Raw genomic sequence first — 13,050 nt, forward strand, 5'->3', positions numbered from 1 at the left:
CGGTCAGGCTCTCGGACAACCTAGCATGCCGCCCGGTACCCCGATCAAGCCAACTCGTTTCCAGTCATGTCCCGTCCCCCGCGTCCTTCCCCGCGTCATCCCGTCCGCCCTGCGCCACGCCGGGTGGCCAAGGCGCCGCCGAGCGAGCCGAAGCTGCTGCTGTTCAACAAGCCGTTCGACGTACTGACCCAGTTCAACGACGAGCAAGGGCGCTCGACCCTCAAGGACTTCATCCCGGTGCCGGGCGTGTATCCGGCCGGGCGCCTGGACCGCGACAGCGAGGGCCTGTTGCTGCTGACCAACGACGGTCGCCTGCAGGCGCGCATCGCCGACCCCCGGCACAAGCTGCCGAAGACCTACTGGGTGCAGGTCGAAGGCACGCCGGACGAGGAGCAATTGCGGCGCCTGCGCGAGGGCGTGACGCTCAACGACGGCCCGACGCTGCCCGCCGAGGCGCGTCTGCTGGATGAGCCGACGTTGTGGGAGCGGGTGCCGCCGGTGCGTTTTCGCAAGTCGGTGCCGACCCAGTGGCTGGAACTGGTGATTCGCGAGGGGCGCAATCGCCAGGTACGGCGGATGACGGCGGCGGTGGGCTTGCCGACGCTGCGGCTGGTGCGGGTGCGGATCGGCCCCTGGAGCCTGGACGGCCTGGGCCTCGGGGAATGGCGGGAAGTGCCGGCGCGGCTGGACTGACGAGAGGGGCGTCGTCCAGCGGGCGCGGAACGATCAGTAGTACGACTTGATCACGGCGATGCCGCGACCCATCACGTCGCGCCAGGCGTCGCGGGTCTCGGCGTCGCAGTCGCGGTCGTGCTCGGCGACCGCCATCAGCAGGGCGTCCAGCCACAGGTCGTAGAGTTCCGGGCGGATATCCAGCGCGGCGCGCGAATGGCTGGCGCCGAGTGCGCGCAGCTTGCTGTCGGACATGCCGCGGGCGTACATCACCAGGTTCATGATCCCGGCACGCAGCAGGTGTTTCTGCGCAGTCATGTCGGTGGTGGCGAACTTGGCGCGAATCTGCGGGGAACTGGCAAGGAAATGCCGGTAGAAATCATCGAAGAATCCGGTGCTGGCACAGCAGCGTCCATAACTCTGCATGACGCGGTCGGCGGCGTTCATGGCGACTCCCTTGTTCTAGGCAATGGCAAGGCGAGCCGGCCCCGTTGGCCGGGGCCGGCGGATGATTACGAGTGGTTGGATGACGCGCGTGGCGCCGGGGTTACATGCCCGCGCCTTCGAGGCTGCCGATGACCAGGCCCTTGATGATGAAGCCCAGTACGCCCAGGCCGAGGGCGAAGAACAGGATCAGGGTTCCGAACTTGCCGGCTTTCGACTTCTTCGCCAGGTCCCACACGATGAAAGCCATGAACAGGATAAGCACGGTCACCAGACCGGTCATCATCCACTCTTCGAACAGTTCGGGATCCATTGGCAACCTCCGGATTTTCAAGCAAACGAAGTCCGGCTCGCGGTCGGACGGAGCGTGCCATGGGGGGCGGGCAAGGCGTTTATCGTTCTACGAGCAGGCTGCTCTTTATATGCGGGGGCCCCGCGGGCATGACAACTGAAACAGGCTGCCGATTATACGGCATGCCGCCTGTTCCGTGTCATGTCCCAGGTCTCGCTACGATCAATCGCGCAGGTGCTCCAGCGGCAGTTCGGTACTCGCCAGCACCTGGTTGAGGACGAAGCTGGAGCGCACGCTGGAGACCCCCTCGATGCGCGTCAGGGTACCCAGCAGGAGCTTCTGGTAGTGGTCCATGTCCGGCACCACGACCTTCAACTGGTAGTCCGCGTCCATCCCGGTGACCAGGCTGCACTCCAGCACTTCCGGGCATTTGCCGATGACTTCCTGGAAATGTTCGAAGCGTTCCGGGGTGTGTCGATCCATGCCTATGAGGACGAAGGCGGTGAGGCTCAGGCCGAGCTTCTTGCGGTCCAGCAAGGCTACCTGGCGGACGATGTAGCCGTCGTCCTCGAGCTGCTTGACCCGTCGCGAACAGGGCGATGGCGACAGGCCTATCCGTTCTGCCAGTTCCTGGTTGGAGATGCGTGCGTCGCGCTGGAGTTCTTCGAGGATACGCAGGTCGTAGCGGTCGAGTTTGTTCATGGCGAGGATTTCTTTCAGGTTGATTGCCATCGGCAAGGTGAATTTGAGTGATTTATTGCGCAATCAAGGTTCTGGTGAGCAATATTAGCAATCATTGGTCGCGCCTGGCGACGTATTCTTTTACCCAGATTCACGGCCCGGACATCTCGTCCATCACGGCTCGCCCAATCAGGCCAGCCGTGGCCGCCGACCCTACAGGGTTGCGCCGGCCTCCGGGTTGCACACCGCCCAGAAGGTGGAGTGAGGTGAGCCGTCGCCAATAGCGCCGAGCCAGGACAGTTACCCCAGAAGGGAGGTCGACGGGCCTCCCTTTTTCTTTGCTCGCGATCCGGCCCGTGCCGCGCTTTTACCCATTCTTTACCCGGCGTTTACCCACCCTTGGCGGAAAACGGCGGAAAGTCGTTCCCGGGATCATTCGAACGTGGCCGGGCGACCAGGCCCGGGGCGAGGCAGACGATGAACGGTGGATGGTGGCGAATGCTCGGGGTGGGCGCTCTCTCGCTGAGCCTGTGCGTCCAGGCGCAGGCTGACGACGGCCGAGGGGGACGCGGCGGACCCGGCGGCGAGCGCGGTGTTGCCCACGGACAACCGGGACCTGGCCGCGGCGAAGCGTACGGCGGCAGTTGGGGACCGCATCCCGACTGGCGTCCGGGCCGGATGGTGGATGCCTTGCCGCGCGGACACCTGCGGGTGCCCTATCGCGGCGGCGAGTATTTCTTCCACGACGGCTACTGGTACCGACCCGACGGCCCGCGCTATGTGCTGGTCGTGCCGCCCCGCGGGGTGCGCGTCCGCAGCCTGCCGCCCTATGCGGAGCAGGTCTGGCTGGGCAGCGTGCTGTACTTCCTTGCCGCCGGCACTTACTACCTGTGGCATGCCGACACCCGCGAGTACGAAGTGGTCAGCCCGCCGCCGCGGGCAGCGGGACCCGTTTATCCGGTCAGCGGGCCGGCCGCCAGCTACGACGTGGTGGCCTACCCCGCGCGCGGCCAGGGGCCCGACCAGCAGGGCCGCGACCGCTACGAGTGCCACCGCTGGGCGGTGGGCGAGAGCGGCTTCGACCCGGCGGGGGCGACCTACGCGCCGGCCGCCGAGGTCGCCAACGGCTACCGCCGGGCCATGGCCGCCTGCCTGAGCGGGCGCGGCTACAGCGTCAACTGACGGTTTCCTTGCCGACCACTTCCTGCGGGTCGGCATGGATCAGCACCTCGGCCTTCGGGTATTCGCGCTTGATCGCCAGCACTGCGCGGTCGGTCAGGGCGTGGGCCACCGACAGGCTCAGCTCGCCGGGCAGTTCGAGGTGCAACTGGACGAACCAGTGGTTGCCGGAAATCCGCGTGCGCACGTCGTGCGCGCCGAGCACTCCCGGCACGCTGCAGGCGAGTTCGCGCATGCGCTCGCTGATGTCGGTAGGCAGTTCCCGGTCCATCAGGATCGACACCGACTCGCGAGCGATCTGCAGGGCGCTCCAGAGGATGTACAGGGCGATGCCCAGGCCGAACAGGCCGTCGCTCTGTGGCCAGCCGTAGCGGGCCAGGAGCAGTGCCACGAGGATGCTGGCGTTGAGCAGCAGGTCCGAGCGGTAGTGCAGCGAGTCGGCGCGTATCGCGGTGGAACCGGTGCGGCGGATGACGTGGGTCTGGAAGGCCAGGAGAAGGGCCGTGAGCAGCAGCGACAGCAGCATCACCGCGATGCCCCAGGTGGCCGCGCCGAGGGGCTGCGGGTCGCGCAATTGCTCGACCGCCTGGATAGCCACCAGTACCGCGCTGGCGCCGATGAACATGGCCTGGGCCAGGCCGGCCAGGGCCTCGGCCTTGCCGTGGCCGTAGCGGTGGTCGTCGTCGGCCGGGCGCAGCGAATAGTGCACTGCCAGCAGGTTGAGCAGCGAGGCGGCACTGTCCAGCAGGGAGTCGGTGAGGCCGGCGAGCAGGCTCACCGAACCGCTCAGCCACCAGGCGATGGCCTTGCCGATGACCAGGGTGACGGCGACACCGAGCGAGGCCAGGGTGGCCAGGCGCAGCAGGCGGGCGTGGGGGGAATCGGGACTCATGGGGCGCTTCTGTCAGGAGGGACGGCGCCACTGTAAACCAACCGGGCGGCGACCGGGCACTGACGCACGGTCGCGCTCGGAGGGCGGATCAGGCGGCCGGCTTCAGGCCATAGGCCGCCAGTTGCTCGACGCTGCCGCTGTGGCGGATCAGGCGCGGGTCGTCGAGCGGCAGTTCACGGCCGATCTCGCGTTCGAGGATGGCCTTGAGCTTGCGGTTGTCGACCTTGCCGTCCGCGCCGACGGCATCCTTGAGCACTTCCGGGGCGACCGAGTACTTGGCGTCGGGCAGGTAGATGGCGCCGGTGGCGAAGTCGACGCCGAAGGCGATCAGGCCGGGGATGATATAGAACAGCAGGCCGATGGCGTCGAAGGCGACGATGGCCGGATCGATGCGACCGTCGATCTGGCCGCGTCGCTCGGGGTAGAACAGCGTACCACAAGCCGACAACTGGCTCAGCAGGGCTGCACTGAGAACGGCACAGGAAACGCGGGTGGCAAGGCGCATGTATGACCTCCGGGTGAACATGACGGCGAACTATAGCAATCGACCAGCGTTCGGCAATCTTCTGCCGCGACGATGACGATAAGACCGCCGAAAGCGCCCGCCGGTTCGCCGGTATACTTCGCCGGTCAGTCCGGAGCCAGCATGATTTCCCTACCCATCGACGCCGTTGTTCCCGCCCTGCGCCAGGCCCTTGGCGCACAACACCAGGCCGTTCTGGAAGCCCCGCCGGGCGCCGGCAAGACCACCCGCGTGCCGCTGGCCCTGCTCGACGAGCCCTGGCTCGCCGGCCAACGCATCCTCATGCTCGAACCGCGGCGCCTGGCGGCGCGGGCCGCGGCCGAGCGGCTGGCCGCCGAGCTGGGCGAAAAGGTCGGCGAGACCGTCGGCTACCGGATCCGCCTGGAGAGCAGGGTCGGCCCGAAGACCCGCATCGAAGTGGTCACCGAGGGTATCCTTGCCCGTCGCCTGCAAGACGACCCGGCGCTGGACGGTGTCGGCCTGGTGATCTTCGACGAATTCCACGAGCGCAGCCTGGATGCCGACCTGGCCCTGGCGCTGACTCTCAATGGCCGCGAACTGTTGCGCGACGAGCCGCCGCTGAAAGTGCTGGTGATGTCGGCGACCCTGGAGGGCGAGCGTCTTGCGGCGCTGCTCGGCGAAGCGCCGGTGGTGCGCAGCGAGGGCCGCATGTTCCCGGTGGATATCCGCTGGGGACGGGCGGCGCAACCCGGCGAGTTCATCGAGCCGCGGGTGCAACAGGCGGTGCTCCAGGCGCTGGCGGAGGAAAGCGGCAGCGTGCTGGTCTTTCTTCCCGGCCAGGCCGAGATCCGCCGCGTTCACGAAGGCTTGCGCGAAGCCCTTGGCGGACGCCCCGAGGTGCTGCTCTGCCCGCTGCATGGCGAGCTCGACCTCGCCGCCCAGCGCGCCGCCATCGAGCCGGCGTCGCGGGGCACGCGCAAGGTGGTGCTGGCGACCAACATCGCCGAGACCAGCCTGACCATCGACGGCGTACGGGTGGTGATCGACGCCGGCCTGGCGCGGGTGCCGCGCTTCGATCCGGGCAGTGGCATGACCCGCCTGGAGACCCAGCGCATCTCCCGCGCCTCCGCTACCCAGCGTGCCGGCCGCGCAGGGCGCCTGGAGCCGGGCGTATGCTACTGCTTGTGGTCGGAGAGCCAGCATGAGCAGTTGCCTGCCTACGGCACGGCGGAAATCCTCCAGGCCGATCTGGCCGGGCTGGCCCTGCAACTGGCGCGCTGGGGCGTGGCGCCGGAGGAGCTGGCCTGGCTCGACGCGCCGCCCGCGGCGGCCTACGCCCAGGCCCGCGAGCTGCTCGGGCGGCTGGGGGCGCTGAACGCCAGCGGCGCGTTGAGTGCCCATGGCCAGGCGATGGCCGAATTGCCGACCCATCCGCGCATTGCCCACCTGCTGCTGCGCGGCCAGGCCCTCGGCCTTGGCGAACTGGCTTGCGACGTAGCGGCGCTGCTCGGCGAACGTGACATACAGCGTGGCGGCGGCGCCGACCTGCACAGCCGTCTCGCCCTGCTCGCCGGCGAGGCCCGCACTGGCGCCTCGCGCGGCGCGGTACAGCGCGCCCGGCAACTGGCCCGGCAGTTCCGCGGTTACCTGCGCGGCGCCGCCAGCGAGGCGGTCGTCGATCCCGGTCATCCGCGTTGGCTGGGCTGTCTGCTGGCCTTCGCCTATCCCGACCGCATCGCTCGCCAGCGCCGCGCCGGCGGCGGCGACTACCGGCTGGCCAATGGGCGCGCTGCGCAGTTCGGCGAACCGGACAGCCTGATGAAGCAGCCTTGGCTGGTGATCGCCGATCTGGGCAGCCGCCAGGGCCAGCGCGAAGAGCGGATCTACCTGGCCGCCGAACTCGATCCGAGGTTGTTCGATACGGTCCTGGCGGAGCAGGTCAGCCAGCGCGACGAGCTGCAGTGGGACGAGCGCGAAGGCGTGCTGCGCGCCGAGCGCCAGCGCCGGGTCGGCGAACTGGTGCTGTCCAGCGAGGCGCTACCCGGCCTCGACGAAGCGGCGCGCAGCCAGGCGCTGCTCGGCCTGGTCCGGCGCAAGGGCCTGGAGTTGTTGCCCTGGACCCCGGAACTGCGCCAGTGGCAGGCGCGCATCGGCTTGCTGCGCCGGCTGGACCTGGAAGACAAGGGTGAGAGCGAGTGGCCGGACGTCAGCGACGCCGCGTTGCTGGAACGGCTGGAGGAATGGTTGCCGGCCTATCTCGGCAAGGTCACCCGCCTGGCTCACTTCGCCAACCTCGACCTGGCTTCGATCCTCGCCGGGCTGTTGCCCTGGCCATTACCGCAGCGTCTCGACGAGTGGGCACCGAAAACCCTGGAAGTCCCCTCCGGCTCGCGCATCCGCCTGGACTACAGCGAAACCCCGCCGATCCTCGCGGTGCGCCTGCAGGAACTGTTCGGCCTCGGCGACACTCCGCGCATCGCCCAGGGCCGCCTGGCAGTGAAGCTGCACCTGCTGTCTCCCGCGCATCGCCCGGTGCAGGTGACCCAGGACCTGGCGAACTTCTGGCGCAGCACCTATGCGGAAGTCAGGAAGGACCTGAAGGGACGCTATCCGAAGCATTATTGGCCGGACGACCCGCTGGTGGCCGAGGCCACTGCCCGGGCCAAGCCACGCAAGTAGTCGACGGCGCTCAGAGCACCCGGGTCAGGTCGTCGTCGAGGAAGTGCCGGAAACTCAGGCGCTGGCCGTCGGCGAAGTCGAAGTGGCTGTCCAGGGTCGGGCCGTTGAGGACGAACTCCAGGGCCAGCAGGCGCACACCGACCAGGCCGCGCTGCCGGCCGAGGTCGTGCAGGCGGTACTCGCCCGGGCCTTCGTCGTTCTCGCAGGGCCGCGGCGCTTCGCCGCTGCGCCAGAACACCGTCTCGCCCTCGAAGTAGAGGCGATACCAGCGTTGCTCGAACTGCAGGTAGACCACGTTCACCGGATCGGCCGGACGGCCTTCCCACCACCATTCCTGGATCAGCAGCGACTGGCAGACCTGTCCGCGCAGGGCGGGCTGTTCGCCGTTGATCGTGCAGCAGGGGATGGCGGTATGCATCGGGCTCCTCCTCCGGGGTCGGTTCACAGCAGGGACAGGTCGGCGCCGTCGCTCCGCAACTGGTCGTAGGCCTGGTCCAGGCGGTCGCGCAGCGCTTCGGCGCCGGGAATGTGGCGCGAGACGATCATCCGCAGCGGCAGGCGGTACAGTTCCTGGCTCGCCAACGCCTGGCGGCTGGCCGCTTCCACCGGCGCCTGGTAGTCGAGCAGGTAGTCGCCGCGCCCGAGTTCGAGCATGCGCAAGGCAGCGTGGTGGGTGCCGGTGCGGTACAGGCGCAGGTGCAGGTTGGGGTCCTGGATGAAGTTGGTGACCGGTTTCCAGTAGCTGTAGCCGCTGATCAGGATCAGCCGGCGTCCGGCCAGGTCCTGGGGAACCCGCGGTGCCGGCTGGTGCGCCGGGTAGTACAGGTTCAGGCTGACGTGGCCGAGCACGCGCCGCGCCTGGAGAGTGTCGGCGGCCAGCTCCGGCTTGGCCGCGCCGGCCCACAGCGCCACGCTGCCGTCCTGCAGCCCCAGGTACAGGCGCGCGCTGGGCAGGGCACGGAACGCCGGACGATAGCCGGCCCGCTCCAGCAGCAGGCGGACCAGGCGGGCGCCGGAACCGGCGGCGTGGCCATCCCGGGCGGTATAGATGTAGGGGGGGAATTCGTAGTAGCCGACGTTCAACGACGGCCTTGCGTCCTGCGCATGGAGCTGCGGGGCGGCCAGCAGGGCGAACGCCAGCAGCGCGAGCAGGGGCGTTGTGGTGCGTAGGGGCATGGTGTGCGGCCTTGCCGTTTTTTGTTGTTATGAATGGGGGCGAAGCATGCGGCGCGCCGGGCCGCTTGTCCAGCCCGGCGCGCGCCCGGTCAATGGGGCAGCAGGAAGCGCGCGGCGAGCGGCAGGTGGTTGGAGATCTGCAGCGTATCGCTGCGCCGGACCCGGGCATCGAGACGGGTCAGCGAGGGGCTGTGGAACAGGTAGTCGAGGGTCCGATCCGGCCCCTGGACCCGTGGGTCGTTGGGGAAGTGCGTGTACCAGCGAACCTGGTCGACGCCACTGGCCTCTTCCAGCGACGGCACCATCGGGAAGCGCCCGCTCAGGACGGCCAGTTCGCTGTCTTCCCGGTAGGGCGCGCGCAGCGGCGCCAGCAGGTAGGGATACTGGCCGGGCGGCAGCAGGTTGAGGTCGCCGCCGAGCAGCCAGGGCGTGCGCCTGGCCTGCAGTTCGTCGAGCAGCGTACGGGTGGTCTCGACCTGGCGCTCGAGGGTGTCGTCGTTCGCCTGCGGGCGGTCGAAGCGGGCGTTGAGCACGGCCAGCTCGCCGCCGCCGTCGATCGGCAGGTGGCTGACCAGGATCGCCGGGCGCGGCCCGAACAGGCGGTCGAACAGCCCGCCATCGCGTGGCGGCAACTGGCGCCGCTCGGCGCTATCGATGCGATAGCGGCTCAGGGTGGCCTGCTTGCGGCCGACGCTGCCGAAGATGTGCGGCGTCGGCACGAAGGCCGACTTCCACTCGTAGGCCTGGGCGCTGCAATGGTAGAGATCGTTGATGCGCTCCTGGATCAGCGCCAGTTGGTCCTGATCGTCGGTGGCGCTGGAGCCGTCGTCGATCTCCTGGAGCAGGACCAGGTCCGGCTGCTCGTCGCGGATCACCCGGACCACCTCGTCGAGGGTGAACGCCAGGTCTTCGGCGGTGGGGCGCTGGTCCGGGCCGGTGGCATCCGGCAGGTCGTCCCAGAAGACGTAGCGCTTGCCGGCCAGGTACTGGATGTTCCAGGTCATCACCTTCAGGGCCTGCCCCGGCTTCAGCGCCGGCGCGACGCCCTGGCAATGCTGGGGCGCGGCTTCGCGATCGGCGGGTTGCCAGCTCAGCAGGTAGCTGGCGAGCAGGGCACCGCCGACCAGCAGGAGCAGGCCGACGAACAGCAGGTTGCGTAGACGGGGCAGTGACATCGCAATCGAGACTATGCTGGAAAGGACCAGAGCATAGAGCTTGCCGCCGCGCATTTCACCCTTGCCGGTCGAATTGACGCAAGGGTTCGCGTTTTTTCGAGCGGGAGGGTATCGCATGCCGCGCAAGGTATTCAGCAGCCAGGCCTACCGCCACAAGGTGGTGCTGGTCAGTGGTGGTTGTTCCGGCATCGGTCGCGCGCTGGCGCTGCGTTTCGCCCGGGCCGGTGCGCGACTGGCGATCCTCGACCTCGACCAGGCGGCGCTGGACAGCCTGGTCCAGCACCTGCGCGACCATCTCGGCGGCGAGGCGCTCGGCCTGCGCTGCGACGTCGCCGACGCCGATGCGGTGGAGCGTGCCGTGGCGCTGGCGGTGGAGCGCTTCGGCGGCATCGACGTGCTGGTCAACAACGCCGGCATCACCCACCGCGGTACCTTCGCCGAAACCGGCCTGGGGGTTTTCCGCAAGGTCATGGCGGTGAACTTCTTCGGCGCCGTGCATTGCACCCGCGCGGCGCTGCCGAGCCTGCTCGAACGGCGCGGGCAGATCGTCGTGCTCAGTTCGCTGACCGGTTTCGCCCCGTTGCTCTACCGCAGCGCCTACAACGCCAGCAAGCATGCCTTGCACGGTCTGTTCGACACCCTGCGGATGGAGCTGGAAGGCACCGGCGTCAGCGTGACCCTGGCCTGCCCGGGATTCACCGCCACCGACCTGCGCAAGAATGCGCTGGTCGGCGATGGCTCGGTGACTCGCCAGCCGGTGCAAGTGCTGGGCAGCCAGGTGGCATCGCCGGTGGAGGTCGCCGAGGCGATCTTCCAGGGCGCCGCGCGGCGCCGGCGCCTGCTGGTGCTGTCCAACGTCAACTGGCGGGCGCGGCTGCTGGCGCGCTTCTTTCCGCGTCTCTTCGAAAAGCTGCTGGTGCCGCGCCTGTCGGGACTCAAGCCGCAACCCTGACGGTGCTCAGTGGGCGTGGTCGTGGGCGTCGAAGCCCTGGCTCATGTCCCAGTAGGAGGCCTCGACCTTGTGCCCGTCGAGGTCGCGGATGAAACACCCGTAGTAGGGCTCGCCGTAAAGCGGACGCGGGCCCGGCGCGCCCTCGTCGTCTGCGCCGGCGGCCAGGGCCGCGGCGTGGAAGGCGTCGACCTGGGCCTTGCTGTCGGCGAAGAAGCCGACGTGGCTGCCGTTGCCGACGCTGGCGGGACGGCCGTCGATCGGCGCCTGCACCCAGAACTCCGGATAGAGCTTGCCGTAGGCCACGGCGCCGGGGTATTCGAGGATCACCTTGCAGCCGAGGGCGGCCATCACCGCGTCGTAGAAGGCTCGGGCACGGGGAAAGTCGTTGGTGCCGATGGACAGGTGGGAAATGCAGCTGGGGTTGGCCGATTCGTCGCTCATGGTCCGTTCCTCGAGGCAGGGCTCGTCAAGCATAGGCCAGCGCGGCGAATCGGCGCGCGGCGCCGTTCACATCCCGTTGCGTGGCGCCGGACCGAGGCTGTAGATGCGGAAGGCGACGATGGTCAACAGCAGCTGGAAGAACCCGCTGAGCGTATGCAGGGCGACCCGCAGCACGACGGCGTCGCCGGCCGAATCGGCGAGCCAGGCTTCCAGGCTCCAGACCGGCAGCAGGATCACCAGCGAACAGGCGAGGATCAGGAAGAATCGCCCACGGGTGAACTCGAAGCTTTCCCGCAGCGCCTGCAGCGGACTACGGCCGCGCAGCACCAGGCAGAATTCGGCGAAGGCCAGCTTCACCATGACGAAGATGCCCGGCAGGATCAGCAGCGACAGGCCGAGCACGATCAGCAGCGAAGTCAGCGCCGCGAGTAGCGCGAAGGCTGGCCACAGGCGCAGCGCGGCGCTCCACAGCTGGCCGACGCGAGGCCGCTCGTCGCGCCCGCGCGCGTCCATGAACAGGATCAGGGCTGCGGTGTAGAGCGGGTAGAAGAGCAGTCCGGCGACCAGGCTCCAGGCGCCCATCTGCTGGGGGCCGACGGCTTCGTCGATCTGCTGCTGGAGCAGGCTTTCGAGGAATATCCAGGGCAGGCAGAGCGGCACCAGGGTGGTCAGGTGGCGGGTGAAGAAGAACCAGGCGTCACGCAGCGGCAGCAGAGGATTCATCGCGGGTCGGCAGATCGGATACGAGCCCGCGACTCTAACCCAGCCGGCCGCCGAGGCCAACGCCTGGCGGCCGCCGTTGCCGATCAGGCCGCTTCGCGGGCCTGGGCCTGCTCCAGTTCGCGGACCAGCGGCAACACGTGCTTGCCGAAATACTCCACTTCTTCGTGGAAGTGCAGGAAGGCCGACAGCACCAGGTCGACCCCGGCCGCCTTCAGCGCGACGATGCGCTCGGCGATCTGCCGTGGCGTGCCGATCAGGTTGGTCTTGAAGCCGTCGTTGTACTGCACCAGGTCTTCGAAGGTGGATTTGGCCCAGTTGCCATCGCCCTCCGGCGAGGCCTTGCCGGCCTGTTTCACCGCGTCGCCGAAGGCGTTCACCGCCTCGTAGTCGGCCTTGGCGATGATCTCGTCGAGCACCGCCCGCGCTTCCTCCTCGGTGTCGCGGGCAATGATGAAGGCGTTCACTCCGACCTTGACCGAATGGCCGTTGGCCGCCGCCTTGGCGCGGATGTCCTCGACCTGGGCGCGGATGCCGTCGATGCTGTTGCCGTTGGTGAAGTACCAGTCGGACACGCGCGAGGCCATGTCCCGCGCCGCCCGAGAGCTGCCGCCCTGGAAGATTTCCGGGTGCGGCTGCTGGATCGGCTTGGGTTTCAGGGTGTAGTCGTGGAAACGATAGAAATCGCCCTTGAAGGTGAAGTTTTCCTCGGTCCAGATGCCTTTCAGCACGCGGATGAACTCCTCGGAGCGCCGATAGCGTTCGTCGTGCTCCAGCCAGGGTTCGCCGATGCCGGTGAACTCTCCCTTGAACCAGCCGCTGACGATGTTCACCGCGACCCGGCCATTGGTCAGTTGGTCGATCGTCGCCAGTTGCTTGGCCACCACCGCAGGATGCCAGGGGCCAGGCAGGATCGCCGCGATCACCTTGAGCTTCTCGGTGGCCGCCAGCAGGGCGTGGCTGATGGCCACCGACTCGTGCTGGTACTCGGCGCCGTAGCCGGCGGTGAAGCGGATCTGCGAGAGGGCGTAGTCGAAGCCGTTGCGTTCCGCCAACTGGGCCAGCTTGCGGTTGTAGTCGATGTCCCAGCTGGTGCGCTGCTCGATCTTGCTCACCACCAGGCCGCCGCTGACGTTGGGGACCCAGTAGGCGAAGCGGATCGGCTGTTGCTCTTGGCTCATCGGGGGTATCTCCGGGTAGGGGCGTGGTCCGGTGTCTATGAAGGAACCGTGCCATCCCGGATTAATGTTTTCGAATCAATGG

At 68.2% G+C, this 13,050-nt stretch carries 15 protein-coding genes; 4 read left to right on the forward strand and 11 right to left on the reverse strand.

What is annotated here, in order from left to right:
• Positions 1 to 123 precede the first annotated feature (123 nt).
• Complete coding sequence (locus VQ065_RS05185) at positions 124 to 693, forward strand: pseudouridine synthase (protein WP_003093129.1); 570 nt, start codon at positions 124 to 126, stop codon at positions 691 to 693.
• A 33-nt stretch (positions 694 to 726) separates the two neighbouring features.
• Here VQ065_RS05185 and VQ065_RS05190 read toward each other — a convergent pair whose 3' ends face one another.
• The 3 genes from VQ065_RS05190 to VQ065_RS05200 form a co-directional block, all read right to left on the reverse strand.
• Positions 727 to 1,119 carry a globin gene (locus VQ065_RS05190; RefSeq protein ID WP_003093127.1) on the reverse strand — a complete coding sequence of 131 codons (393 nt, stop codon included), beginning with the start codon at positions 1,117 to 1,119 and terminating at the stop codon, positions 727 to 729.
• Between the two features lie 100 nt (positions 1,120 to 1,219).
• The gene (locus VQ065_RS05195; protein ID WP_003093125.1) at positions 1,220 to 1,429 is read right to left on the reverse strand and encodes a DUF2788 domain-containing protein; all 210 of its coding nucleotides are present in this window, start codon (positions 1,427 to 1,429) and stop codon (positions 1,220 to 1,222) included.
• A gap of 201 nt (positions 1,430 to 1,630) precedes the next feature.
• Positions 1,631 to 2,110 (reverse strand): Lrp/AsnC family transcriptional regulator, encoded by a 480-nt coding sequence (locus tag VQ065_RS05200; protein ID WP_003106063.1) that lies wholly within the window; start codon positions 2,108 to 2,110, stop codon positions 1,631 to 1,633.
• A 477-nt stretch (positions 2,111 to 2,587) separates the two neighbouring features.
• On the opposite strand from VQ065_RS05200, the gene VQ065_RS05205 reads away from it, so the two are divergent.
• The gene (locus VQ065_RS05205; RefSeq protein WP_023443497.1) at positions 2,588 to 3,271 is read left to right on the forward strand and encodes a DUF6515 family protein; all 684 of its coding nucleotides are present in this window, start codon (positions 2,588 to 2,590) and stop codon (positions 3,269 to 3,271) included.
• Here the strand turns inward: VQ065_RS05205 and fieF are convergent.
• Positions 3,264 to 4,160: a CDF family cation-efflux transporter FieF gene (gene fieF / locus VQ065_RS05210; protein ID WP_003093118.1), complete on the reverse strand. Its 897-nt coding sequence runs from the start codon at positions 4,158 to 4,160 to the stop codon at positions 3,264 to 3,266. The two genes, VQ065_RS05205 and fieF, sit on opposite strands and share 8 nt — an antisense overlap.
• Before the next feature lie 88 nt (positions 4,161 to 4,248).
• Positions 4,249 to 4,665: a hypothetical protein gene (locus VQ065_RS05215; protein WP_003093116.1), complete on the reverse strand. Its 417-nt coding sequence runs from the start codon at positions 4,663 to 4,665 to the stop codon at positions 4,249 to 4,251.
• 141 nt (positions 4,666 to 4,806) lie between these two features.
• On the opposite strand from VQ065_RS05215, the gene hrpB reads away from it, so the two are divergent.
• Positions 4,807 to 7,323 carry an ATP-dependent helicase HrpB gene (hrpB, locus tag VQ065_RS05220; protein ID WP_340080365.1) on the forward strand — a complete coding sequence of 839 codons (2,517 nt, stop codon included), beginning with the start codon at positions 4,807 to 4,809 and terminating at the stop codon, positions 7,321 to 7,323.
• 10 nt (positions 7,324 to 7,333) lie between these two features.
• Here hrpB and VQ065_RS05225 read toward each other — a convergent pair whose 3' ends face one another.
• The 3 genes from VQ065_RS05225 to VQ065_RS05235 all read right to left on the reverse strand — a co-directional run bounded on the left by VQ065_RS05225 (position 7,334) and on the right by VQ065_RS05235 (position 9,728).
• A complete protein-coding gene (locus VQ065_RS05225; protein WP_003093113.1) occupies positions 7,334 to 7,741 on the reverse strand; it encodes a hypothetical protein in 408 nt (135 codons plus the stop codon).
• Between the two features lie 23 nt (positions 7,742 to 7,764).
• Positions 7,765 to 8,499, reverse strand: coding sequence for a substrate-binding periplasmic protein (locus VQ065_RS05230; protein WP_003093112.1), 735 nt, complete (start codon positions 8,497 to 8,499; stop codon positions 7,765 to 7,767).
• An 89-nt stretch (positions 8,500 to 8,588) separates the two neighbouring features.
• Positions 8,589 to 9,728, reverse strand: coding sequence for an endonuclease/exonuclease/phosphatase family protein (locus VQ065_RS05235; RefSeq protein WP_003093111.1), 1,140 nt, complete (start codon positions 9,726 to 9,728; stop codon positions 8,589 to 8,591).
• 61 nt (positions 9,729 to 9,789) lie between these two features.
• Between VQ065_RS05235 and VQ065_RS05240 the strand changes: the two genes are divergently transcribed.
• Positions 9,790 to 10,626, forward strand: a complete 837-nt coding sequence (locus tag VQ065_RS05240) for an SDR family oxidoreductase (protein WP_003093110.1) — start codon at positions 9,790 to 9,792, stop codon at positions 10,624 to 10,626.
• Between the two features lie 6 nt (positions 10,627 to 10,632).
• Here the strand turns inward: VQ065_RS05240 and VQ065_RS05245 are convergent, their stop codons facing one another.
• The 3 genes from VQ065_RS05245 to sfnG form a co-directional block, all read right to left on the reverse strand.
• Positions 10,633 to 11,067, reverse strand: coding sequence for a VOC family protein (locus tag VQ065_RS05245; RefSeq protein ID WP_003093109.1), 435 nt, complete (start codon positions 11,065 to 11,067; stop codon positions 10,633 to 10,635).
• 66 nt (positions 11,068 to 11,133) lie between these two features.
• A complete protein-coding gene (locus VQ065_RS05250; RefSeq protein ID WP_003093108.1) occupies positions 11,134 to 11,790 on the reverse strand; it encodes a hypothetical protein in 657 nt (218 codons plus the stop codon).
• A gap of 83 nt (positions 11,791 to 11,873) precedes the next feature.
• Positions 11,874 to 12,968 (reverse strand): dimethylsulfone monooxygenase SfnG, encoded by a 1,095-nt coding sequence (gene sfnG / locus VQ065_RS05255; protein WP_003093107.1) that lies wholly within the window; start codon positions 12,966 to 12,968, stop codon positions 11,874 to 11,876.
• Positions 12,969 to 13,050 lie beyond the last annotated feature (82 nt).

Source organism: Pseudomonas sp. KBN10P06128, assembly GCF_037574945.1.
Taxonomy (GTDB): Bacteria; Pseudomonadota; Gammaproteobacteria; order Pseudomonadales; family Pseudomonadaceae; genus Pseudomonas; species Pseudomonas aeruginosa.